General features: G+C 69.5%; 25 protein-coding genes and 5 pseudogenes. 19 read left to right on the top strand and 11 right to left on the bottom strand.

Annotated features, from left to right (window positions below; all coding sequences use genetic code 11):
* Positions 1 to 352: 352 nt before the first annotated feature.
* Complete coding sequence (locus KUM38_RS43290) at positions 353 to 811, top strand: hypothetical protein (protein WP_308408979.1); 459 nt, start codon at positions 353 to 355, stop codon at positions 809 to 811.
* Between the two features lie 194 nt (positions 812 to 1,005).
* Here the strand turns inward: KUM38_RS43290 and KUM38_RS16240 are convergent, their stop codons facing one another.
* The 3 genes and pseudogenes from KUM38_RS16240 to KUM38_RS16235 form a co-directional block, all read right to left on the bottom strand.
* Positions 1,006 to 1,572 carry a winged helix domain-containing protein gene (locus KUM38_RS16240; protein WP_308408978.1) on the bottom strand — a complete coding sequence of 189 codons (567 nt, stop codon included), beginning with the start codon at positions 1,570 to 1,572 and terminating at the stop codon, positions 1,006 to 1,008.
* Between the two features lie 28 nt (positions 1,573 to 1,600).
* Positions 1,601 to 1,789, bottom strand: a pseudogene (locus KUM38_RS43280) (JmjC domain-containing protein); the annotation flags it as partial.
* Positions 1,790 to 1,892: 103 nt separating this feature from the next.
* Positions 1,893 to 2,703: pseudogene (locus KUM38_RS16235) on the bottom strand (IS5 family transposase); the annotation flags it as partial.
* 132 nt (positions 2,704 to 2,835) lie between these two features.
* Between KUM38_RS16235 and KUM38_RS16230 the strand changes: the two are divergent.
* On the top strand, positions 2,836 to 3,597 hold the full coding sequence (locus KUM38_RS16230; protein ID WP_217130084.1) for a maleylpyruvate isomerase family mycothiol-dependent enzyme: 762 nt from the start codon (positions 2,836 to 2,838) through the stop codon (positions 3,595 to 3,597).
* Between the two features lie 176 nt (positions 3,598 to 3,773).
* Here KUM38_RS16230 and KUM38_RS16225 read toward each other — a convergent pair whose 3' ends face one another.
* The gene (locus KUM38_RS16225) at positions 3,774 to 4,067 is read right to left on the bottom strand and encodes a hypothetical protein (RefSeq protein WP_254397272.1); all 294 of its coding nucleotides are present in this window, start codon (positions 4,065 to 4,067) and stop codon (positions 3,774 to 3,776) included.
* Positions 4,068 to 4,405: 338 nt separating this feature from the next.
* On the opposite strand from KUM38_RS16225, the gene KUM38_RS16220 reads away from it, so the two are divergent.
* The 4 genes from KUM38_RS16220 to KUM38_RS16205 all read left to right on the top strand — a co-directional run bounded on the left by KUM38_RS16220 (position 4,406) and on the right by KUM38_RS16205 (position 7,927).
* Positions 4,406 to 4,975, top strand: coding sequence for a hypothetical protein (locus KUM38_RS16220; RefSeq protein WP_217130083.1), 570 nt, complete (start codon positions 4,406 to 4,408; stop codon positions 4,973 to 4,975).
* 67 nt (positions 4,976 to 5,042) lie between these two features.
* The gene (locus KUM38_RS16215; protein WP_217130082.1) at positions 5,043 to 6,350 is read left to right on the top strand and encodes a hypothetical protein; all 1,308 of its coding nucleotides are present in this window, start codon (positions 5,043 to 5,045) and stop codon (positions 6,348 to 6,350) included.
* A 92-nt stretch (positions 6,351 to 6,442) separates the two neighbouring features.
* Positions 6,443 to 6,697 carry a hypothetical protein gene (locus KUM38_RS16210; RefSeq protein ID WP_217130081.1) on the top strand — a complete coding sequence of 85 codons (255 nt, stop codon included), beginning with the start codon at positions 6,443 to 6,445 and terminating at the stop codon, positions 6,695 to 6,697.
* A gap of 219 nt (positions 6,698 to 6,916) precedes the next feature.
* Entirely contained in the window at positions 6,917 to 7,927 is a 1,011-nt protein-coding gene (locus KUM38_RS16205; RefSeq protein WP_217130080.1) for a hypothetical protein, read from the top strand.
* Positions 7,928 to 8,304: 377 nt separating this feature from the next.
* Here KUM38_RS16205 and KUM38_RS16200 read toward each other — a convergent pair.
* The 3 genes and pseudogenes from KUM38_RS16200 to KUM38_RS16190 all read right to left on the bottom strand — a co-directional run bounded on the left by KUM38_RS16200 (position 8,305) and on the right by KUM38_RS16190 (position 9,295).
* A pseudogene (locus KUM38_RS16200) lies at positions 8,305 to 8,723 on the bottom strand (ATP-binding protein).
* Between the two features lie 2 nt (positions 8,724 to 8,725).
* Positions 8,726 to 8,911 carry a hypothetical protein gene (locus tag KUM38_RS16195; protein WP_073938008.1) on the bottom strand — a complete coding sequence of 62 codons (186 nt, stop codon included), beginning with the start codon at positions 8,909 to 8,911 and terminating at the stop codon, positions 8,726 to 8,728.
* Between the two features lie 84 nt (positions 8,912 to 8,995).
* Positions 8,996 to 9,295 (bottom strand): hypothetical protein, encoded by a 300-nt coding sequence (locus KUM38_RS16190; protein ID WP_254397270.1) that lies wholly within the window; start codon positions 9,293 to 9,295, stop codon positions 8,996 to 8,998.
* Between KUM38_RS16190 and KUM38_RS41880 the strand changes: the two genes are divergently transcribed.
* Entirely contained in the window at positions 9,296 to 9,697 is a 402-nt protein-coding gene (locus tag KUM38_RS41880) for a hypothetical protein (protein ID WP_254397269.1), read from the top strand.
* Between the two features lie 340 nt (positions 9,698 to 10,037).
* On the opposite strand, the gene KUM38_RS16180 is transcribed toward KUM38_RS41880, so the two are convergent.
* The 3 genes from KUM38_RS16180 to KUM38_RS16170 are packed head-to-tail and all read right to left on the bottom strand — an operon-like array spanning position 10,038 to position 11,051.
* A complete protein-coding gene (locus tag KUM38_RS16180) occupies positions 10,038 to 10,577 on the bottom strand; it encodes a hypothetical protein (protein ID WP_217130079.1) in 540 nt (179 codons plus the stop codon).
* A gap of 34 nt (positions 10,578 to 10,611) precedes the next feature.
* A complete protein-coding gene (locus KUM38_RS16175) occupies positions 10,612 to 10,794 on the bottom strand; it encodes a hypothetical protein (protein WP_217130078.1) in 183 nt (60 codons plus the stop codon).
* Positions 10,791 to 11,051: a hypothetical protein gene (locus KUM38_RS16170; protein WP_217130077.1), complete on the bottom strand. Its 261-nt coding sequence runs from the start codon at positions 11,049 to 11,051 to the stop codon at positions 10,791 to 10,793. The genes KUM38_RS16175 and KUM38_RS16170 overlap by 4 nt, the downstream gene beginning before the upstream one ends.
* A gap of 134 nt (positions 11,052 to 11,185) precedes the next feature.
* Here KUM38_RS16170 and KUM38_RS16165 point away from each other — a divergent pair, with 134 nt between their 5' ends.
* From KUM38_RS16165 to KUM38_RS16145, 6 genes and pseudogenes are all read left to right on the top strand, one after another.
* Positions 11,186 to 11,746 carry a polyprenyl synthetase family protein gene (locus KUM38_RS16165; protein ID WP_308408980.1) on the top strand — a complete coding sequence of 187 codons (561 nt, stop codon included), beginning with the start codon at positions 11,186 to 11,188 and terminating at the stop codon, positions 11,744 to 11,746.
* A gap of 124 nt (positions 11,747 to 11,870) precedes the next feature.
* Entirely contained in the window at positions 11,871 to 12,140 is a 270-nt protein-coding gene (locus tag KUM38_RS16160) for a hypothetical protein (protein WP_217130076.1), read from the top strand.
* Between the two features lie 262 nt (positions 12,141 to 12,402).
* Positions 12,403 to 12,807: pseudogene (locus tag KUM38_RS41875) on the top strand (transposase); the annotation flags it as partial.
* 92 nt (positions 12,808 to 12,899) lie between these two features.
* Positions 12,900 to 13,121, top strand: a pseudogene (locus KUM38_RS41870) (transposase); the annotation flags it as partial.
* A 193-nt stretch (positions 13,122 to 13,314) separates the two neighbouring features.
* The gene (locus KUM38_RS16150) at positions 13,315 to 13,935 is read left to right on the top strand and encodes a hypothetical protein (protein ID WP_217130074.1); all 621 of its coding nucleotides are present in this window, start codon (positions 13,315 to 13,317) and stop codon (positions 13,933 to 13,935) included.
* 314 nt (positions 13,936 to 14,249) lie between these two features.
* Positions 14,250 to 15,059 (top strand): hypothetical protein, encoded by an 810-nt coding sequence (locus KUM38_RS16145; RefSeq protein ID WP_217130073.1) that lies wholly within the window; start codon positions 14,250 to 14,252, stop codon positions 15,057 to 15,059.
* A 76-nt stretch (positions 15,060 to 15,135) separates the two neighbouring features.
* On the opposite strand, the gene KUM38_RS16140 is transcribed toward KUM38_RS16145, so the two are convergent.
* Positions 15,136 to 16,269 carry an IS630 family transposase gene (locus tag KUM38_RS16140; protein WP_254397267.1) on the bottom strand — a complete coding sequence of 378 codons (1,134 nt, stop codon included), beginning with the start codon at positions 16,267 to 16,269 and terminating at the stop codon, positions 15,136 to 15,138.
* A gap of 186 nt (positions 16,270 to 16,455) precedes the next feature.
* Between KUM38_RS16140 and KUM38_RS43595 the strand changes: the two genes are divergently transcribed.
* From KUM38_RS43595 to KUM38_RS16110, 6 genes are all read left to right on the top strand, one after another.
* Positions 16,456 to 16,728, top strand: coding sequence for a helix-turn-helix domain-containing protein (locus KUM38_RS43595; RefSeq protein WP_374227056.1), 273 nt, complete (start codon positions 16,456 to 16,458; stop codon positions 16,726 to 16,728).
* 223 nt (positions 16,729 to 16,951) lie between these two features.
* Positions 16,952 to 17,296: a hypothetical protein gene (locus tag KUM38_RS41865; RefSeq protein ID WP_254397266.1), complete on the top strand. Its 345-nt coding sequence runs from the start codon at positions 16,952 to 16,954 to the stop codon at positions 17,294 to 17,296.
* Between the two features lie 6 nt (positions 17,297 to 17,302).
* The gene (locus tag KUM38_RS16125; protein ID WP_217130071.1) at positions 17,303 to 18,136 is read left to right on the top strand and encodes a transposase family protein; all 834 of its coding nucleotides are present in this window, start codon (positions 17,303 to 17,305) and stop codon (positions 18,134 to 18,136) included.
* A 231-nt stretch (positions 18,137 to 18,367) separates the two neighbouring features.
* Positions 18,368 to 18,805 (top strand): hypothetical protein, encoded by a 438-nt coding sequence (locus KUM38_RS16120; protein ID WP_217130070.1) that lies wholly within the window; start codon positions 18,368 to 18,370, stop codon positions 18,803 to 18,805.
* Positions 18,806 to 19,156: 351 nt separating this feature from the next.
* Positions 19,157 to 19,612, top strand: coding sequence for a hypothetical protein (locus KUM38_RS41860; protein WP_308408976.1), 456 nt, complete (start codon positions 19,157 to 19,159; stop codon positions 19,610 to 19,612).
* 61 nt (positions 19,613 to 19,673) lie between these two features.
* Positions 19,674 to 20,507, top strand: a complete 834-nt coding sequence (locus tag KUM38_RS16110) for a transposase family protein (RefSeq protein ID WP_217130069.1) — start codon at positions 19,674 to 19,676, stop codon at positions 20,505 to 20,507.
* Positions 20,508 to 20,706 lie beyond the last annotated feature (199 nt).

Raw genomic sequence — 20,706 nt, 5'->3', positions numbered from 1 at the left:
TGTCCTTGACCCTCCGATCCCGCCACAAGAGGAAGCCCTCTTCGACATCTAACTGGTCACCCCCAGTTACGGACCACAGAACTTGAGCCAGAACCCGAACTCATCAACACCACCCTTCCGTGGAACGGGGTGCCTCCCCAACTCATCGACAGCCGACTTCACCACTGCCGCACAAGGCCACCATCCGGGAGACCCAGGTGACCTCTGCCGCTCCGGCTTGGCGAGGGAGCCGGGACAGCAGCTTGTGAAGGAACCCCCTACAGCCGTCCCGTCCGGATCCGGTTTGCTTGATCCACTGGACATCCGTTGCGAAAGTGCCCGCCCGGGGCGGCGAACACGAGACCGTGGTGGAGTGACCCATCACCCCGGCCTTCTGCGGACCGCTCCCCTGCAGGGAGAAACGACCTCGTCACTGATCTGCCGCATCGCGAGCCGCTACGGGATGGAAGCGAAGGCGTTGCGGTCCAGCTGGAAGTGGCGCAACTACCGGCCTGCGCACGACGGCGGGGGCACGCGGGCCGACGCCGAGGTACTGCTGAACGCAGCCGGACGGCAGATCCTGGCAGGTCTGTGCGGCGTCAAGGAAGACGTACTGGCAAGGGCGTTGCCGTCCTGGGAACAGTGGGAACAGGAGGACGCCAAGCTGCCCGCCGAAGAGGACGGAGTGCCGGCGGCGGCATGGCGGATCGGCGGCGCGGTCGCCGGGCCGGTGGCATTCGGCTGCCGCCTGTGCACCGCCCGGCGTACCGGGACAGCGGTGCGGGTGGTGCGATACGCGCCCCGGTGGGAGCGGTTGGCTCTCCCACCGTGAACACCTCTTCGTCCAAGCCCGTCCACGTGGCGATCCCGTACCCGGCCACGTGCCCGGCCGCCACGGATTCTTCCAGGACGGCGAAGGCGTCACGGATCGCACGGTGCGGCGCCGGGCGGTCGCCCGGGTGGGCGCGCTCGTGATTGTGAAGCAGGACCAGGTCCAGCCGATCACGCCCGAGTTGTTCTGCGTGGTCACAGCAGGCTCCCCACCACGGCGGCCTGCCCGGCTACGAGCTCCTGGACCAGTTCGGTGACGTCCTCCAGAGCGAGGCCGGCCGTGTCGGCGAGCGTGGCCAGGTCCACGGTGTGACCGTCGACCAGCGGGCGCAGTACCGCCTCCGCCTCGGGCGCGAACTCGTACGTGCTGCCGGCGGCGGACAGCGTCACCGCGTCCTGGCCGGTCTCCAGAACGGCGCGGGCGGTGGTCAGCCGTACCCGCAGGCTGCCGTCAGCCGGGATGCCGTCGATGTACGGCAGGCTCGGCATCATGCGGCCGACGTCCTGGCCGTCCATCGCGGCTCGGTAGCGGGCGAGCAGCGTCGGGTCGTTCAGCAGTTCGGCGGGCCGCTTGCGCATCCTGTCCACGGCATCGGCCTGGACGTCCGGCGAGGTGAGCAGGGGCAGGTCGCGCCTCCAGTCCTCGTGTGTGAGCAACTGCTCGCACACCCACGTCATCAGGTCGGTGGGGGTGTGGGTCTGCAGGCCGCAGGTGACGTACAGGGAGCGCACGCCCTGGTCGACGGAGACCGCGTGCCACACAGAGCACGTCGCCGGGTTGGAGGACCGGTTCGGCGACGGGCTCGGTGGGTGCCTCGCCGGGGTCCTCGATGTCGCGGTACAGGGCGAACGGGCGGGTGGTGCCGTAGATGCGCCACCGCTTCGCGCCGTCCAGCTGGACGATGATCGTGTCGTGGTCGTCCCAGTGGACCCCGAAGTCCTCGGTGCTGGTCCAGGAGGCGTACAGGTTCGCCTGCACGCGGGTGCGCAGGTCGCGCTCGATCGCTTCGGCGAGGGGCGGGTGGAGTTCGTCGACGCTGTCCAGGGCGAGGGAAGCGCCCTTGGAGGAGCTGACACAATGCCTGGACTCGCCTGTAGGTGAGCACACAGCGGGCGAGCTTCAGGAACGCCTCGTGGATGTCGTCGCGGATCTCCCAGCGGATCCGTAGCCGTCGGAAGCCGTGGATCCACGCGTTCGTCCGCTCGACCACCCAGCGGACCGAGCCCGGGCCGGAGCCGTGCGGAACTCCGCGTCGGGCGATGACCGGCTTGATGCCGCGCTTCCACAGGAGCCGACGGTACTTGTCGAAGTCGTAGCCCCGGTCGGCGAACAACTGCCGCGGCCGGTGACGGGGGCGACCGGTCACCGGCCGTGGATCCGCGGGATCGTGTCGAGCAGGGGCAGCAGCTGGGTGATGTCGTGGCGGTTGCCACCGGTCAGGGTGATGGCGAGCGGGGTGCCGCCTGCGTCGGTGATGACGTGGTGCTTCGAGCCGGGCCGGGCACGGTCGACCGGGCCCGGCCCGGTTTTGGGCCGCCCCGACGGGCCTGGTGGTGGGAGCCGTCGATCACCGCCCGGGACCAGTCCGGCTTCCCGGCACGGTGCAGCTCGGTCAGCAGCACCTGGTGCGGCCGGTCCCACACCCCGGCCTCGTGCCAGTCCCGCAGCCGACGCCAGCACGTCATCCCGGACCCGGAGCCGAGCTCCTGCGGCAGCCGCTCCCACTGGATCCCGGTGTGCGGCACGAACAGGATGCCCCGCAGGCAACCACGGTCGTCCAGTGGCAGCCGGCCGGGATGGCGCGGACGCCGCTGCCTGACCGGCGGCAACGGCTCGATCCGCCCCTCCAGGTCATCCGGCACCCTCCACGGAGGACCGTTCCCCTTCCCCATGACTCGTTCAACAAGCCGGCCAGGAAGGGGATATGGCTACGACCAGGCTTTCCATCAGGTGCTCTGACTCCCGCAGCTGACGGCCTGGAAAACAGGGTGCGGTCGGCTGAGCTGGGGTGATAGCTAAGCGATGTGACAGAGAGTCTTGAGTATTCCGCCCTGCTGCGACTGATCGACGAGCGGTCGGCCGCGTTCCGGAGTGCGGTTGCCGCCGCGCCCAGCCTTGACGCGCCGGTGCCGTCCTGTCCCGAGTGGACGTTGTTCGATCTGGTGCAGCACCTGGGTACGGGCCAGCGCTGGTGGGCCGCGATCGTCGCCGCGGGCCCGGCCGAGGCTCCGCCGGCCAAGGATGCCGCGGAGGTGCCGCGCGAGCTCGAGGCGCTGCTGGCCTGGTACGCCGAGTCGAACGAGCTGCTGCTGAGTGCGCTGCGCGAGGCCGGCCCGGAGCGCGAGTGCTGGGCGTGGTGGGGCGCCGGCGTGTCGCCGGCGAATGCCTGGGGCGTTGCCCGGCGCCGGGTGCACGAGGTGCTGGTGCACACCTACGACGCCCAGCTCGCCGCGGGCGCCGTGCAGCCGATGCCGGCGGACGTCGCGATCGACGGCGTGGCCGAGTTTCTCGACACCTGCAACTCCACCCCGGCGGCCTGGCCGCACGAGGCCGCCACCATCCACTACCACGCCACCGAGGGCCGCTCCTGGCTCCTCGCGCTGGACGGCACCGGCGCCTGGCCCGCACCCCTCACGGACGACGCCGCGCCCGCCTCCGCTTCGGCCACGGGCACGGCCGAGCAGCTGCTCCTCTTCGTCTGGGGCCGCCTCACGCTGAGCGACCTGAAGATCGAGGGCGACCAGCAGGTGTTCGAGCAGCTGATCGCCTGGGAGCCCGAGGAGTAGCCAGTCGATACCGCCAGCGGACGGCCTCGATGACGTCCGCGTCGGTGAACATCGCGAACAGCTCCGCCTCCGCGCGGCGGACGGCCGGTACGGCCTCGTACAGCTCGGGCTCGAGCGCCTCCCGCAGCACTGCCGACTCAGCCAGGACGGGGATACGGCTACGACCAGGCTTTCTGTCAGGTGCTCTCAGCCAGGCGGGCGTGCAGTTCGGCGGGGTGGAGGTGGTGCCACACGGTGTGCCGGCGTGTGGCCACCGGGGCGGTGTACCCGCCGACCGGCAGCGTCCCGCCGTCGCAGGACAGCCGCCTGCGCGGCGGCTGAAGCCGGTGGCCGGCCGGGATGTGGTTGAGGCCGTCCCAGGTCATCAGCCCGGCCACCTCGAGCGCGCCGGGTACGTGGCGGTATTCGCGGTGCAGTGCCTGGGCAAGGAAGTCCTCGCCCAGGCACGCCGCGACAGACAGATCCGTCATCGCGTCAGGGCTCCCGGTCCGTCAGTCGTTGCCGTCGCTGCGGCCGGTGCCGCCGCCGTCCGAGGGGATGGCGTTGCGGCCCCGGGCGGCGACGATCCGCTGCCGGGAGCGAACCAGGCCACCGGCCTGCGGCCCGGACGCGGCGGGCGAGGGCTGGACGAGCAGACCGTGACGGTCCCGGGCACCGAGGCGGCCGCACTGATCGTCCCGAGCCTGGCCGCCTCGCTGACGTGCTGTCCGAGCAGAGCCTGCACTATCTCACCGCCCGCATCAGCAGCTGGTCCGCGACGGCAAGATCACCTACGTCGGCAGCAGCAACTTCGCCATAGGATGCGGGCATGTACATGCAGGGGCGCAGACTCAGACTCACAGCGGTGTCGGTGATGGTCGTACTGGCCCTGACCGGCTTCTCGTCGGGTCGTGATCAAGGAAACAGCAGCCAGGACAGCAGCGGCGAGGGCGGTTGCAGCAGCTCCAGCCAGGACCACGACGGTTCGACGCCGGGCGGCAGCGACCCGCTCGGCAGTTCGTCCAGCTCGCCCAGCGGTGACTCCTACGACTCCGGGACGAGCAACACCAGCGGCGGCGGTTCGCAGCCCACGCCCACGGTGTCCCCCTCCAGCAGTCCCGCCCCGCCCCTGAAGGACGGCACCGCCGTGCTCGTGCGCTGCGCAAGCATGGAGGACCCGTACGCGACCGTCGAGATCAGGAATCCGAACGGACGTGACGCCGTCCTGAACGTGAAGGTCAGCTTCGCGGACAAGCACGGCTACACCTTGCTCGACACCGGCAGTCAGATATCGGTCCCCGCGAAGGGCAAAACAACCTACCGGGTGCCCGCCAAAATGAGATACACCGACAAGATCGCGCAATGCGAGGTCGATCCCGTAGCAACTGCCGTCTGGTGACGTACGGTCAGGCCCTGTCCTGCGCCAGTGGTGTCCGGCCCCGGTGATGCACCGGTGGGGGCCGACCGTGCGCTTCGTCAGCACCCGCCTTCAGCAGACGCCCGGTACTCCCGCCCGTTACGGGCAGGGCGGCCACGGGCCGGGGCCTGGTGGGGACGCCGACCTGGAGCCGACAGGGAGTGCCCCATCCGCCGGGCGGGGCATCGGCGGCGACCGTCATCCAGGTGGCGCAGGCCCGGGCGTCGACGTCGGGCCGCTGGCGGACCTGGTGGCGGCCCGTGACGACCTGCCGGCCGGCCTGCACGTTCACGTCACCCCCTGGACCCGGGGAGCGCAGAGCACGCAGGGCATGCAGCGGGTCTACCGGCACGCCCTGCGCGAGGGTCTGATCAGCTCTGACGTGTACCGGGTGCTGTCGGGCACCGTCGGCGCGCAGGGGATGCGCGATCTGCTCGGGGTTCCCGCGCACCGGCTGTGGGCGACCGCGGTCCATCAGCAGGTGCTGCCGGCCGGGCCGGGCGCGTACGCCATGAACCGGCTGGTCAAGCAGGAATTCGGAATGGCCAGGGCCGATCGGCAGCGCATCAGCGAGCGGTTGGCGCCGATGGCGCTGTCTGCCTATCGCAGCCAGGAAGACATCGAGCAGGCGCTGCGGGCCTTCTGCGACGGCGGCACGATCACCGACCGGGTGTGGAAGCAGCCGTGGACTCTGACCAAGGGCAGCAACGCCTTGGAGGTCCTCGACGACGTCCTTGACCGCGCCCTGGCCGGCGAGACGGGCGCGGTGGCGGAGCTGACCGTGCTCGGCGGGACCGCCGCGATCCTCGACGGCTACATCGCCCGGGACCACGGCTCGAAAGAGGGCACCGATCGGAACAGCCGTACGGCGCCCTTCCGGGCCACGCCTGTGAACCTGCTGGATGTGCTGTCGAAGACCGCCGGAGGGCTGCGGATGCTGCACTCCATCGCCCGCGCCCACGTCGCCGCTGACCCGGCTGTCTGGCCCAAGCAGTTCCACCCCCAGGACCGCGAGGTCGACGGGCAGCTCGTTCGGGACGGTGAACCTGTGCTCGACAAGACCCGTGAGCAGGTCATCATCGACTACGAGTGGGACCTGGTCTACGCCGCCGACCCGGTCAGGGCCATGGCCACCATTGCCAAGAACAGCCGCGGGCCGCCGGAGTCCGAGGCGGAGGACGTGCGTCAGCGCCGGCTTCCTGCGACTGGTGGGTGCGGTGGCCGATGGCCGCACGTCCGGCCGCTTCTGCGAGCTGTCGTCGGTATCGGTGGACTCGGCCGGCCCGGTGGCGGGAGACCGCCGGGGCGCGGTGTCCCAGGAGCGGCGCTCCGAGGCGCTGTTCGGGACCGATGTTGAGGGGTGGGGCCGGTGAGCGCGCCTGTCTCGCAGCAGTCCCGCTTCGGTGGGATCCGGCCGGCGGCTGTACGTGGTTCGGCGGCGCGGTCGTCATGGCTCTGATGATGGCCAACGCTCCCTGGGAGGCCGTGGTCTCGCTCGTTCTCGGCCTGGCCAAGATCGTGGTGCCCGATGAATCCGAGCACAAGCGGGATCTGCTGCTCGCCTATTTCCGCTACCGCGAGCGCCGGGCCAAGCAGCGTGAGCGTCGGGCTGAACTGCGCAAGCGCCGACGGCGGCAGAGGGAAGGCGTGAATCCGCAGGAGCAGCGCGATCGGGTCGCTGGAGGTGATCACCCGCTTCCGTGATCGTTGCCGGACGTCGGCCGGTGACGGTCACCGGGTGATCGGGACGTGCACGGGCTGAGCAGGCGTAACCGGCCGGGGCTACCGCCACCTGACGGTCTGGGGCGACGCTGCACGCGAGAACGACACCCCGCATGTCGCCCCTGTTTTTGTGACGGGAATACTGCCGACACCCCCCACTTTGTGCGTCGCAGCACTCTTCCTGGAGAGATTCACCCGACCATGACACTCCTTGTCCTCCCCTGTCTGCTGTTGCTCTGGTGCTGGCTCAAGTACGGCCTACTGCCGTTGCGATGGCAGAACTCCTACCTCGCCGGCCCCGATGCCCCGTTGCAACGCGCGTGCAGGGCTGCCGCCCGGGGCCGCTGGGAGCCCTCGGCCCGGCTCTTCGAGGACGCCGGTCAGGACTGGGAGCGCCGCTCCCTGTACGCCCAGCGGTTGGGGGACGTCGCCGCCAGAGGGAGCGACCGTTGGCTGAAGGCATGGGAGGAGGCCCGGCCCAAAGACCCGGACGCCGCGCTCGTGGTGGCGCGCGCCAGAGTTTCGTACGCGTGGGAGCTGCGAGGCGGTGCGCGTGCGGACAGTACGTCACAAAGTCAGTTCGAGGATTTCCATCGGGAGTTGCTGGCCTCGCAGGACGACATCGGGCGGGCTTTGGCCCTGTGCCCCGGCGACCCCACACCGCTCGTCGCGGAGCTCTGGAGGGCGCGCGGACTGGGCTACTCCCACCAGGAGATGGACGCGCTGTGGTCGCAGATCACGGCCCTGGCGCCGCATCACTTCGAAGCGCACAGCAGTGCCCTCCAGTACTGGACCGCGAAGTGGCGAGGCTCGCATCAGCTCGCGCGGGAGTTCGCCGAGCGGTCGGCCGCGGGTGCGCCGCCGGGGAGCCTGCTGGCAGTGTTGCCGGTGATCGCCTGGTACGAGAACCACATGGACGAGCTGGGTCGTGTCGGATTTTGCGGCCCTGAGGTACGTGTACTGGTTGACGCGGCACTCGCCGACGCAGCACTCGCTGACCCGGATCACCCGAGGCTTGCGGAAGTACGGCACCTGTTGGCGTACTTCCTGTACCGGCAGGGCCGGTACAGAGCGGCCAGGGAGCAGTTCCGCCATGTCGACGGCTTCACGGAGGCACTCCCCTGGCGGTATTCACCCGTGACGCCGCTCCACTACCGAGCAGTCCGTACGAAGACGGGCCGCATGGCACTCACGGAACGTCGGCCGCGCTGATCGCCAAGCCGCACTGGACACTCCGTGGCCCGCCCGACGGGGACGTCTCGGTCGGCTGCACACCCGTGCGGGCACACCAGCACGCCGACGGCTCCCGGACCGACCCACGCCGGTGACTGCCCCCTGTGTCACTGCTGCCCGCGAGCACGGTGTGCTGCCGGCCGCAGGCCAGAGCAAAAACGAGGAACTGGTCGGCGCCGTCGGAGCAGCCCGGATCCTCGGACACAGCAACGACGACACCTTCATCAGCGCCCTCGGCCACGGGCTCCTGCCCGATCTCGAGCAGCCCGACGGATTCGAGTGCCGCCGCGGCAGCGCCGGCCGACCACGGCTGGCGACTGGAGGGTGCGCGCCGCATTCGTGTGGTTCGGGAGGGCTCAGTGCGGGGTGCGGACGGTGATCGCGCCGCCGGGGTCGTTGAGCAGGGCGATGCGGACACAGATGCGTTTGCCGACCGGTCCCGGTGGGCTTCGAAGCTCTGGGCCACGGCCATGACGATCTCCAGGCCGTGCTGGCCGACCCAGCCCGCATCGGCGGCTCGCGCCAGGGGCAGGGCCGAGTTCGAGTCCCACACCTGCACCTCGACCGTATCCCCGACACTGCGAAGGTCCATCAGCACCGGGCCCGGAACGTACTTGCGGGCGTTGATGACCAGTTCACTGACGACCAACTGGATCAGGTCCAGCGCCCGCTGGTCAACCGGCGGGCCGTGCTCGGCCTGGAGCCCGGTCAGGAGGGCTGCTGCCAGGTGGCGTGCCCGCCCGCTGCTCCCAGCGGGCGAGGGCAACGGCCGCAGGCCTACAGGGCCCTGGGAGGCTGCCTCGGCTCGAAGACGCTCTGCGGGGCGCTCGGCTGGGCGGTGGCTGCCCCGCGCAGTACCTGCGCCAGGTCTCGGTGTATCCGGTCGGCTTCGCCGCGGACCTGGACGGGGATGTCGCCGCGTTCGGCGACGAGGCGGTCGTAAACAGGAGTCTGCGAGAACACGGTGGGTGGTTTCCCTTCAGCGAGCGGTGCACCGGACCGGCGCAGCATACGGGTCCAGAGACCGCCCTGCTGGAGGCGGGGCGTTCAGACCAGGACGGCGGGGACGGCGTCCTCGGTGGTCCAGTCGCCGTCGCAGAGGGCGGCGACCAGGCGGGCGTGGTCGTCGGGGAGCTGACCGGCACGGTGTTTGGTGCGGGCTTTCGCGAGCCAGGCGCCGGGGGTGACGGTGTCGCCGTCGACGCGGATGGTCTCGCGGGCGTGGAGGCGCGGCCTTCGCGGTGGAGGAGAAGTGCCAGGAGCTGGACGGTCTGGGCGAAGGTGCGGCGGGTGCGGCGGCGGGGTGAGGGGGTTGGTGTCGGAGGTGAGGCCGAGGGTGGTCATCATGTGCTGCTGGCCGCCCTGCGGCGGCGCACCACCCGCCGCACAGCACCGCAACCACGCGTGGGCCGACGGACCCGCCGCAGTGGGGACCAGCGTTCGCTGGAGAACTACGCCTTCACCATGCTCAGCCGCCAGGCCCCGCACCTGCGTACGCCTCATCTGCGTCCCCTGGCGAAGGCCTGGGCGCAACTGGGACTGTGGCCGCACGAGATGCGGGCGTGGATGGGCGCTGTCGGCGTGGACCACGCCGCGGTCGTCCGCGACTGCATCACGGCAGGGATCGCCCTGTCGGCGATGGACACCGTGCTGGACGGTGTCCGCGTCAAACAGCGCCTGCGGGGCGGCGAACCCGCCTTCTCCGTACTGGCCCGCGCCGAGAGTCGCGGGCACATCCTGTCCGCGTGATCACGCCTTCGGTGGCGTGGACGCCGCCCCGTGCCGGGCCCGCCGCCCGGCGCGGACGCGGGTGGGCTCGATAGGGGGCGGGGGTGCGGACAGAGGGGTGCGTACGGAGGGAGGGTGCATGGCCGGGGGCGGGGCGTGTCGTCTCGGGGCGGAGAGCCACACTGTGTGGATGCCTCTGACTGGTGATGACTTCACCCTCTGTGGTGTGAGGTCTCAGGACTTGGTTGACACTTCTGACTCATCAGATCCTTGACGGGCTCAAGACTTACTGGACATGGTCGGGCAGCCGAGGTCCGAAGCCGGCCTGAAGAACCTGGTGGCAGCGCCGTGGTGGACGAGATCAGGGCCCGTCCGAGTCGTCCGCGTTCGGATCGGCGTTCCATCGCTGAGGTAGGTCTGTATCGCAGAAGACGCAGACGAAGTCGCCTTCTCGCACGATGTTGTGCTCCTGGCAGGTGGGACACCGACGGAAGACCACTGCGTGTGTGAAGGAGTCCGGGCGGTCGAGGTCGGCTTGATCCAGTGCCTGTGCGACAGCCGGCCATGAGGCAGGGTCAGGGCAGTAGCCGGTCGACTGGTTGCTGATCTCGTTCACCGCCCAGCGTCCGGCATCGCGGTAGAAGCTGACTTCGCCAGCGCCCAGCACCCGATCGCCGCTCGCGCAGGCGACGTGTTCGCTGCGGCGTGGGGCGAGCCGCAGAGCACCGTCCGTGCCGACGACGAAGGTGAAGGGCTCGTCCAGCTCCTCGGCGGACCGGGCTGCCACCCAGTCCGCAAAGTCGGCGGCTGTGCGGATCGTGGCACCACCGTCCGCTGCGTTGACGGCAGCGATCACATGGTGAGGCCCGACATAGCGGTAGCCCCGTCCCGACGCACTCATGTCGATCAACGTAGAACACGCAGTCTTGGCGTGCTCAGAGTTTCGGAGCGTGGATTTTGGCCTTCCAACGAGTCATCGGATGCTGTTCCTTGCGGGCGTGCAGCGAGATCTCGGCGCCTTCGTAGGTGACGCGGAAGTGGGTGTCCTCGACGTAGCTGGTGACGATCCGGCCTGCGTAGGTGCGTCCAACGCGCAGGCGCTGGCGGGCCACCATCACGACGCCGTCGGTCGGGACTTTGCGTTCAACGCTGATCGCGGCCGGGGCCGGCGGAAGCCGCGTCGCGGCAACACGGGCACCGACGAGCCGTGGGCGCCTCCGGCCGTGAACGGTGACGGCAGGGTCTTGGCCAGCAGCCCGTCGTGCACCGCGTGGAGGAGGTGCCCGTCCAGTCGCACGGTGATCACCCGGTTGGCGAGTTCGGAGCCGATCTTCACCCGCTGCCCGGCCAGGTTGATCCAGCCGTTCGGGTCCACGGTGCGTTCGCCTTCGAGCGCCTGGTGCGAGGGGAGGTCGCCGACGCGGTCGACGGTCGGAAGAGCGGGTGGTGGCCCTGCCGGACGGGCGCCGCGGAGCTTGAGCTGGTGCAGGTGCTCGGCGTCGAGTCACCATCGAGGTCCTGCGCCACATGTGCCAGGGCCTCATGCTCGAAACGGAAATCCGCGGCGACCTGACCTGCGGAGTGCCGACCGTCCTGAACGTCATGCAAGCCAAGACCGCAGCGCTGACCGGCGCAGCCTGCCAGGCCGGGGCGATCCTGGCCGGAGCAACCCCGCAGCAGAACCAGGCCCTGCGCCGGTACGGAGAACAGCTCGGCATGGCCTTCCAGATCCGTGACGACTTACTCCCCTACACCGCCGAGGACCAGGTCACCGGCAAGACGGCCACCAGCGACGTCGCCAACCTCCAACCCGCCCTGCCCGTCCTGTTCGCCTGCGAAGCCGCCGACGAAGCTGACCGCAACCGCCTGCCCACCGTATTCCGCGGCGGCACCGACCCCGTAACCGCACACCGAGACATTCTCGCTGTTCTGACACGCACCGGCGCTCTCACCAAGGCGGCCCGGATGGCATTCTCCCGCGCCGAGCAAGCACGCGCCGAACTCGCCGGCCTGCCACACTCCACCCAGCTCGCCGAACTGGCCACAGCATCAGCCGACCGCCAGCACTGAGGAGGTTCCGGGACTGGCGCGGTGGCCAACGGGCGCAGCGATCGCCTTCGATGCGACCGAGGGACTGCTCACTGCAATCACGGCTGCCGGGAGCCCTCGCCGATTACGTCCCAGGCGGCAGCGTGTGGGCACTGTCTCCGACCCGGGCTTGCACGGGCAGCGTGCGGACGACCGTCGTGCGATCGGCGAGCTGCTGGTGCAGCAGACGATTCTCCGTCATCGACTGGTGCAGGGCGCCGACCAACGCTTCGACGTCGTTCTTCAGCTGGGCGATCTCTTCGGCGTCGGCGGCCCGCAGTTCCTTCAGCTCTCTGACTTGCCGGCGCAGCCGTTTCTCGCTGTCCGGCATCTGGCCGCGGGCGCGGACCTGGTCGTAGAAGGCGTTCTTGAGTAGCTGTTGTCGTTCCGATCGTGAGGGGTGAGTGCCGAACGGGAGTCTCGATCGGGTGATCGCAGTTGACCGCGGGCATGAGAACAGGGCCCCTTGGTGGCTCGGGGTTGCGAAGCCAACCGAGATCCAGGAGACCCTGCTGCCGCAGTTGTACGCGCTGACGCCGGTGGAGTTCGACTCAGCCGCACCGACGTGTGATCGTGTCGCTCACCGGTTCGGGAACGCGGCCGATCATCCGGAACGTGTTCGGCGGTATCCCTCGGACATGACGGACGCGGAATGGACCCGGGTCAGGTCGCTGTTGCCGGTGCCGGGATGGCTGTGTGGCCGTGGCGGTCGGCCGGAGGCGTACTGCCCGCGGGCGATGCTCGGTGCGATCCGGTATCTCGTGGACAACGGCATCAAGTGGTGGGCGATACCCGCTGATCTCCCGCCGTGGGACCGGGTATACGCCTTCTTCCGCCGCTGGCGCGACCATGGCCTGGTCAGGGAGTTCCACGACCGGCTGCGCGGTCAGGTCCGCGAGAAGCTGGGGCGGGATGCGGAGCCGACGGCCGGGGTGGTCGACTCGCAGTCGGTCAAGGCGGACGCCGCCGTCGGTGAGGACAGCCGTGGGTTCGACGGCGGCAAGCTGATCAACGGGCGCAAGCGGCACGTCGTGGTCGACACGCTCGGCCTGCTGCTCGCGGTGATGGTCACCGCCGCGGATGTCGGCGACCGCACCACGACCTCCAGACAACCGCCCGCCAACAGGCCGCCACCGACCCCAACTGGCAGGCCGACTACCGTCGCTGGCGTCCCCCGGTCGAACGGGCCGTTGCCTGGCTCGTCCACCACGGCAACAGACGCCTGCGCTACCGCGGCACCATCAAGAACGACGCCTGGCTCCACACCCGAGCCGCCGCCCTCAACCTCCGTCGACTGATCAACCTCGGACTCACCTACACCAGTGGCACCTGGCACCTCGCACCGGCCGGTACATGACCACAGGGGCTGTCGTTTGGCTCAGGCCGCAGGGGGGGTGACGGTACTGGTGGGGGCCAGACCCCGCTTCTGCGGCCTGATCCAGCCCACATGTTCCGGGACCCGTTCCTTCGTGCGAAGATCCGGCGTCAGGATTCGGCCGACCGGACCGATCGAGTGGTCCCCGGTGGTCGGTGCGTCAAGGAATGAGCACATGCAGACCAGCACGATCAACGCCGGACGGACAGTCGCCGTCATCGTGGGAACGATCCTCGTCACCGGATGCGGTACAGACGCCGGGCCCTCCGCCCCGCCCACCGCTTCCGCCCCCGCCTCACCCTCTGCGGCGGTGCCCTTCGGTCAGGGGGCCGTGCTGAAAGACCTGCGGGCGGCCGTCGTGGCCGCCGGATCGGCCGGGAGCAAGGTGGAGGCAGGGTTCGGCGTGCCCCATGAGCGTCCCGTCCGTGCTGCCACCGAGAAGGAGCGCAAGGTGGCCGCTCTCGCCGCCCGGCTGGCCCCCTGTGTAGTCGTCTGGGCGCCCACGGAAAAGAGGTACAGCTCCCCGGACGCCGCCGATCCAACCGGCACACGGCGACAGCTGGACGCCGTGTTGTCCGGCCTTGCGGCACGGGGCTGGAAGGAGGCCGCGCCGCCGAAAGAAGCGCCTGTTGACAACATCGGCGCCTACTTCATGGCCTCGTACAAGAAGGAGGGCTGGTTCATCAACGCCAGGCACATCAAAGCGTCCGCGCTCGACCAGGTGACCGTCATGGCCACGAAGGAGTCCTGTTTCGACCGCCTCACCGACGAGGAACGAGCCCTGGTCGAGAAGTAGGCGTACGGCGGTTGCCTGCCTAGGTGCCCGGGTCAGGTGGGCCGGACGGCGAGGCTGTGCTGCGCCGGTGCACGTACGGTGTGTGCGGTTGCTGCGCTTGGGCCGGGTCGTTCTTCCGTGGTACCACGGCGGGGGTCGGCTGGGCGCGCTGGCGGGACTGCTCCGCGAGGTGTGCGGCCCGCGCGGCCAGTGTGCCGGGCGGGGTGGGGGCGAGGCCGGGCGAGCGCGTCCGCGGTGACGGACCGGCGCAGCAAGCCTCCCTCCGCTCGCCCCGGAGGCGGCGCCGCCTGCCGGCGACGGCCTAAAGTGGCGGGATGTCTGCACTTGCCGGCCGGGTGGCCCTGGACCTGCTGGAAGCCCATCTGGAGGCGTTGTGGGACGCGACGGACGCCGCGCTCCCGCCGGAGCCAATCGGCCTCACAACGGAAGAAGGGGACGAGCTCGTCCGGTGGGCCCTCGACCGGCTCCGGAACGTCCCGCGCGAGCCGAAGGACGCCTTCTGTCGGGAAGTCGGCAGCTTGCTCGCGGAGTTCCGCTCCCGTCGCAGCCCCTGGAACGCGGCGGCGCTGCGGCTGCTGGACGACACGTACACCTTCGTGGCCACCGGTCCCCGACGGCACAAGGAATGGGCGCACGATGTCCATGCCGTGCTGCACCGGACGGTCACCGATCCCCGCGGCTGGGTCCGGCTGGACTGGGACCGCCGCAACCCCGCCCGCCGGACGGTGCCCGCGTACCCCTTCGACCCGCCGGACCCGGCGGAGTTGCCCGCCCTCCTGTACCCCCTGGAGGCAGAGGCGGCAGTCGCCGCGCTGGCCATCATGGCGGAGGAATGGCAGGGCGAGCCGGCCCCCGTCCGCTCCCGCCCCAACCGGGACGCCCTGTTGACGGATGCCCGGTTGCTGCTCGACCGGTACGGGCCCGATGCGCGCTACTGGACCAACGCGACGGCCGCCGCCTCCGATCCGGCACCGGACTTCCTCACATCCGGCCTTCAGGGCACCACGTTCCACTGCTTCCACACCCGCGAGTACATCGCCGGCCTCGACATATTCGAGGACCTGGGCGTGGTCGCGGTCAACGACGAAGAGGTAGGCGTCTTCTGGTCATTCGGGGCGTACTGACGACCCTCACGGAACATGCGCCCCCGCAAAGACGATGCGCCCCATACCCGCTGAAATTTGGGGTGCTGCGGCTTGCTCATCCGGGCGCCGTTGTGAATGCTCCGGCAGCCGAGGGCTTGGCGCTGCCCCGCGCCCTCTTCCCCGGATGGATCGCCTCGGGATGCGGCATGTGGCGGATCTTGCGGATGCCGGTGGCGTCCGGAAGACGAGCGCGGGAGGCGGAGGAGACGTGGTGGCACCTTTGACTCGGATTCCGCTGGAGGGGGGGGGAGGGTTCCTTCTGGTCGAGCAGCCGGCCGTGGGCGACGGGCCGGTCAAGGCCGACCGTGCCGGTGATGCCGTGCCTCAGGTAGTCGTGGGTGCGCCGCTCCGGCGTGCCGGGCATCATCGGCAGCACCGGCTGCGAGCGGTCCAGCGCCTGGATCTGGGACTTCTCGTCCACACACAGCACCACCGCCTTCTCCGACGGGTGGTGGTAAAGCCAGACCACGTCGACGACCTTGTCCACGAACTGCGGGTCGGTGGAGAGCTTGAAGGAGTCCTGCAGGTGCGGCGTGAGATCGAACCGCTTCCAGATCCGCCCGATCGTCGACTCCGGCAGTCCGGTACGCGCGGCCATCGACGCCCGTGACCAGTGGGTGTCCTGGCCCGGCGTGGATTCCAGCGTTGCCGCGATCACGTCCTCGACCTGGTCGAGCAGGATCGACGGTGGCGGGCCCACCCTCGGCTCATCCGCCAGACCGTCCAGCCGGGCAGCGACGAAGCGGGACCGCCAGCGGTTCACCGTCGCCTGGGCGATACCGAGCTCGGCGGCGACCTGCTTGTTCGTCCCGCCCTGCGCACAGCGCAGCACAATCTTCGCGCGCAGAGCCAGGAACTGTGCCGTCTTCGCCCGCCTCGCCCAGCGAGTGAACTGTGCGTGTTCGTCTGCGGTGAGGACCAGATCCGCCTTGCACCGACCCGGCCGCGGCTCGTCCGCCAGGCCGTCCATGCGTTGGGCGACGAACCGCGAACGCCACTTGCGGACCGTGTCCGCCGTCAGCCCGAGCTTCTGCGCCACCCGCGTGTTCGGCATCCCGGCCGCACAGGCCAAGACGATCCGGGCCCGCTCGGTCAGCCGAGGAGACACCACCCCATCCGCCCAACGGGACAGTTCGGCGAACTCCTCAGCAGACAGACCGACTTCAACAGCACGAGGACCCGGCGACATGACAACACACCACAGACTTACGCTCGTGATTTCTGGCACAGCCCACTGCTGAGTTTTTCGTTAGTTCTGTGGTGGTGGGGGCTTCGGCAGTGTGAGCATGATGGTGTGTCTTCCAAGCCGCAGGATGCTGTTGCTGATGTCTCCGTTCTGCCGTTGACACGGCCGCAGTTGGCCGAGGCTCGTCGCATGCGCGCGGCCGAGTTGTTCGAGCAGAGACGTCCTTCATCCGAGGTCGCCCGGGCAGTGGGAATGCATCCCGAGAGTGTGCGCCGGTGGAAACGCCTGTGGGAGCAGGGCGGGGCTGAGGCATTGAAGATCTACCAACTTCGAATCCGCAGGTCACCGGGGCTGGTGTGGGTCGTTGGTCGTGTACTCGTGCTGGTCGTGGGCGGTTGTCGTAGCTCAAGATCGTCTGCCGTTCCGGCGATCACGGATCTGCGGATTCCCCGGCCTGCGTGAGGCGGGCGTCCGTACGATCCGGGCGGGAGGTACATCAAGGTGACCCAGGACGCGGAGCCGGACCTTCGTGAACTGATCACGGCCCGCAGGGCCGAACTGGAGGCGCAGGCTAAGAAGTTGAGCCAGCAGACTGCAGGAGGTCCGTGACGAGCTGGAGGAACTCGCCGTTGCCGAGCGGGTCGCGAACCGTCTGGCCGAGCAGCTGTGCACCGAGGCCGAGCGGATGATGACGCCTCCCGCCGGGCAGGTCGCGGGCCGTGCGGTGCTCGCGGTGCCGCCGCGTGAGCGGGGCATGGACGAGGCGGTCCTGCCCGCGGACTACCAGCGGATCACGGACGTGGTGCGGCGGGCCGACGGGCCGGTCATGGTCAAGCAGGTCTGCGGTGAGCTGGGAATCTCCCTGGAGCCGGCCCGCTCGGAGGCGATGCGCGCGAAGCTGAACGGCTCGCCGAGCGGGGCCGGCTGCGCAAGCCGGCCGACGGGAAGTTCACCACGGTGCTGTGAGCACGCCGGGGTGGCACCGCCATGGGGCACGGGCCGTAACGTCCATGCGCCCGGCGGCAGTTGATGTCGTATGCGAAACAAGACTGGCTCCGCCAGGGGCACTGAGACGGTTGTCTACCAGTCGAGCCTCACCCTGTCCACGGCCACCCTGACCTTCCTCGGCGACCTGCTGCGCGGCCACCTGAAGAAGATCCGCTCCAGGTGGCGGAAGCTGCCGGCCGGAAAGATCGCCGCGATCGTTCTCGCCGTTCTCCGCCATGACCAGCGGCTTGCCGACATGGCGGGCGGCAACGCCATATCCGCGACAACGGTGCGCCGCTGGGTGCTGGAAGTGATCGGCCTGCTCGCCGCGCGGGCCGAGCGCCTGGACCGCGCGCTGAAGAAGGTCACCCGAAAGGGTGGCCACGTCGTCCTGATCGACGGGACCCTGATCCGCACCCGGCGCCGCACCGGGAAGGACAACCGCCGCAACTACAGCGGGAAACACAAGGCCCACGGCCTGCTCTTCCTCGCACTCACCGACGACCGGGGCCGATTGCTGTGGATCTCCGCGGCCCGACCGGGACGCTCCTCGGAGATCACGACCGCCCGCTACAACAAGCTCGTCGAGCGCCTGCGGGCCACCGAGCTCGGCGCCATCGGCGACCTCGGCTTCACCGGCCTGGACGACAACCCGGACGACCCGGTGGTCATCACCGGCTACAAGGCCGCCCGCACCAAGCCCCTCACCTCGGCGAAGAAGCAGGTCAACAAGCTGATCGCGTCCGTCCGCGCGGTCTGCGAACACGCCTTCGCCCATCTGAAGAACTGGCGCATCCTCACCAAGCTGCGGCTCTCGCCGAGTTATGCGACCACGCTGCTGCGGGCCCTGCTCGTCCTGACGAACCGCGAAGTTTCCCGCTGACCGATGATCTACACCGAAGTCATCCGCCCGTGACCAGCCCGAGCACACCGGAACCCGCGCACACCAGATCCGTGAACTGCAACTTCACGATGCACGCCCCGCACTGATCAACCACAGCCGGATTGCCAGGTGAGATGAACTGTTCACAGGGCCCTCGCTTGGTGGGGTCCGGTAACCTGCCAGTTGGGACCGGGGAGGCCCGACGCCGCCTTGGATCAACTTGGAGGGCTCGTGACGCTTTGGGACCGTTGGCGGCGACGCAGTGCGCCGAATGATCGGCCGACCGACTTGCTGGCAGACCTTGCCGCTTTGCGATCGCCGAGCGGCTTTGCCACTGTGCTGGTCGATGATGTGACGCGCTTTCCGCCCCTTGCTGGTTTCGCGGACACGATTGACCGGGGTGCGCTAAGCCAGGTAACTGAGGGAATTGAGGGGATCGAGAGCAACGAGATCGCAGGAGTGATCTCCCGGCCCAGTGGCAACTTCCGTTGGGAGCCCCACCCGGTCTTCGAACATGTCGGCGTCCCACCGATACATATCGGACGTGCTGAGCTGATGTCAGCTGGCTATTCGCGCCCCACAGCGACGACGCCGGTCCCCCTCTACACAATCACCGCCGCTTCCTTCGCACGACTGAGCTTCTGGATCAAGGACCTTGATCTCTCCTGACCTCCACTGATCGGTAATTTCAAGAAATCGGAATCAGCGGCGAGGGTCAGCCATAGAAGCTGATGGCCTCGCCGCCGCGAACGGCGAGGCCATCAGTCGGCTCGCCAACGCCAGAAGAGCCACACGGAGCGCTTGGTGCCTACCGGCGCTGTCGGTGCTGCTGCGCGGTAGGCGATGAAGTCACCACTGAAGCTGCGCCATCTTGAAGTTGCTGGTCAAGGTGGTGGCATGATGCTGTTTCGGGGTGCTCGTGCTGGTGGTGGGCGGCAGTCTCGGGTGTAGATCGTCTGGCGGGAGTGGTTTCGTGGATTCCCGTCCGTGGTGACCGGGGCTGTTCGTACGCTCCGGTGCATGATGGACCCCGAGATGCAGGCGCGGATCGCCGCCCGGCGGGCGGAGCTGGATGGACTCGAAGAGCAGCTGGTCAAGCAGTTGGCGGAGGTGCGGGCCGAGCGGGATGAGCTGGCCGTGGCCGAGCGGGTGTGGCAGCGGATGAGCGAGCAGCTCGCCGAGGAGCGGGCTGAGGTTGGATCGCCGGTGGTCCAGGTGGCGGGCCGGGCGGTGCGGCTGGTTCCAGACCGTGGGCCGGGGGTGTCCGAGTCCGCCCTGCCGGCGGAGTACCAGCGCATCCTGGCCGCCGTGCGGGCGGCCGCCGGCCCGGTGGCCACCAGGCAGATCGGCGAGGTGCTGGGCTTGGACACCGGAGTGCGGGGCAAGCTGGAGCCGCTGCGCGGGAAGCTGACGAAGCTGGCCGACCGCGGCTGGCTGCACAAACGGCCGGACGGGAAGTTCACCGTCCGCCCGTGACCCCGGGCCGCGCAGCGGCGGGGCGTAACCGAGGTGCCCCCCCGGCGGCTGTTGGAATTGTGTGACGAAAACCAAAGAGCATGCCGGGGGCACCGTGTCCCTGGTCTACCAGTGCCGCCTGCCGCTGTCCACGCGCACCGTGACCTACCTCGCCGACCTGCTCCGCGGGCACCTCAAGGCGATACGGTCCAGGTGGCGGGCACTGCCGGCCGGGCGGATCGCGACCATCGTCTTGGCCGTGCTGCGGCACGACCGGCGCCTGGCCGACATGGCCGGCGGTAGCGACGTCTCCGCCGCCACCGTCCGCCGCTGGCGCGACGAGCTGATCGCCCTGCTGGCCACGAAGGCCCCGCGGCTGGACCGCGCCCTGAAGAAGATCGCCCGGCGCGGCGGCGAGGTCGTCCTGATCGACGGCACCCTCATCCCCACCCAGCGCCGCACCGGGACGGCGAACCGCCCGAACTACTCCGGCAAGCACCACCGCCACGGCCTGCACGTCCTGGCCCTGACCGACGAACGAGGCCGGGTGATCTGGATATCGGCCGCCCGGCCCGGCCGCACCCACGACATCACCGCCGCCCGCCGCGACCGCATCCTGGCCCACCTGCGCGACGCCGGCCTCGGCGCCCTGGCCGACCTGGGTTTCCCCGGCCTGGACGGCGACCCGGATGACCCCGTGGTCGTCACCGGCTTCAAGGCCACCCGCGCCCGCAAGCTCACCACCAGCGAAAAGGAAGCGAACCGGGCACTCGCCGCCGGACGCGCCCCGGTCGAGCACGGCTTCGCCCATCTCAAGAACTGGCGGATCCTCACCAAGCTCCGCACTGATCCCGCCCGCGCGACCGGCCTCCTGCGCGCCCTGTTCGTCCTGACCAACCTCGAAGCAGCCTGCTGACAGATGATCTCCACCCGAGACATCCGCCCACCACCAGCACGAGCACCCGGAAACGGCCTCACGCCACCACACTGACCAGCAACTTCAAGATGGCGCAGCTTCATTGCGGCGGCGTCCGGCTACCGGTCGGCCGCCCAAGCTGGATGAGGCCCAGGTCGAAGCGGTGCGCGCCGCCTTGGAGCAGGGCGCCCAGGCTCAC

It is taken from the genome of Streptomyces sp. AC558_RSS880 (genome assembly GCF_019049255.1).
Taxonomy (GTDB): domain Bacteria; phylum Actinomycetota; class Actinomycetes; order Streptomycetales; family Streptomycetaceae; genus Streptomyces.
Note: the sequence above shows the minus strand (reverse complement) of the source record. Positions and strands in the feature narration are given on the sequence as shown.

Excerpts from the sequence above, each read along its gene's own strand:
- KUM38_RS16225 (WP_254397272.1), bottom strand. The coding sequence starts at position 4,067 with ATGACGGATCTGTCTGTCGCGGCGTGCCTGGGCGAGGACTTCCTTGCC.
- KUM38_RS16220 (WP_217130083.1), top strand. The coding sequence starts at position 4,406 with ATGTACATGCAGGGGCGCAGACTCAGACTCACAGCGGTGTCGGTGATG.
- KUM38_RS16210 (WP_217130081.1), top strand. The coding sequence starts at position 6,443 with ATGGCTCTGATGATGGCCAACGCTCCCTGGGAGGCCGTGGTCTCGCTC.
- KUM38_RS16205 (WP_217130080.1), top strand. The coding sequence starts at position 6,917 with ATGACACTCCTTGTCCTCCCCTGTCTGCTGTTGCTCTGGTGCTGGCTC.
- KUM38_RS16190 (WP_254397270.1), bottom strand. The coding sequence starts at position 9,295 with ATGATGACCACCCTCGGCCTCACCTCCGACACCAACCCCCTCACCCCG.
- KUM38_RS16180 (WP_217130079.1), bottom strand. The coding sequence starts at position 10,577 with ATGAGTGCGTCGGGACGGGGCTACCGCTATGTCGGGCCTCACCATGTG.
- KUM38_RS16150 (WP_217130074.1), top strand. The coding sequence starts at position 13,315 with ATGCAGACCAGCACGATCAACGCCGGACGGACAGTCGCCGTCATCGTG.
- KUM38_RS16145 (WP_217130073.1), top strand. The coding sequence starts at position 14,250 with ATGTCTGCACTTGCCGGCCGGGTGGCCCTGGACCTGCTGGAAGCCCAT.
- KUM38_RS16140 (WP_254397267.1), bottom strand. The coding sequence starts at position 16,269 with ATGTCGCCGGGTCCTCGTGCTGTTGAAGTCGGTCTGTCTGCTGAGGAG.
- KUM38_RS43595 (WP_374227056.1), top strand. The coding sequence starts at position 16,456 with ATGCGCGCGGCCGAGTTGTTCGAGCAGAGACGTCCTTCATCCGAGGTC.
- KUM38_RS41865 (WP_254397266.1), top strand. The coding sequence starts at position 16,952 with ATGATGACGCCTCCCGCCGGGCAGGTCGCGGGCCGTGCGGTGCTCGCG.
- KUM38_RS16125 (WP_217130071.1), top strand. The coding sequence starts at position 17,303 with ATGCGAAACAAGACTGGCTCCGCCAGGGGCACTGAGACGGTTGTCTAC.
- KUM38_RS41860 (WP_308408976.1), top strand. The coding sequence starts at position 19,157 with ATGATGGACCCCGAGATGCAGGCGCGGATCGCCGCCCGGCGGGCGGAG.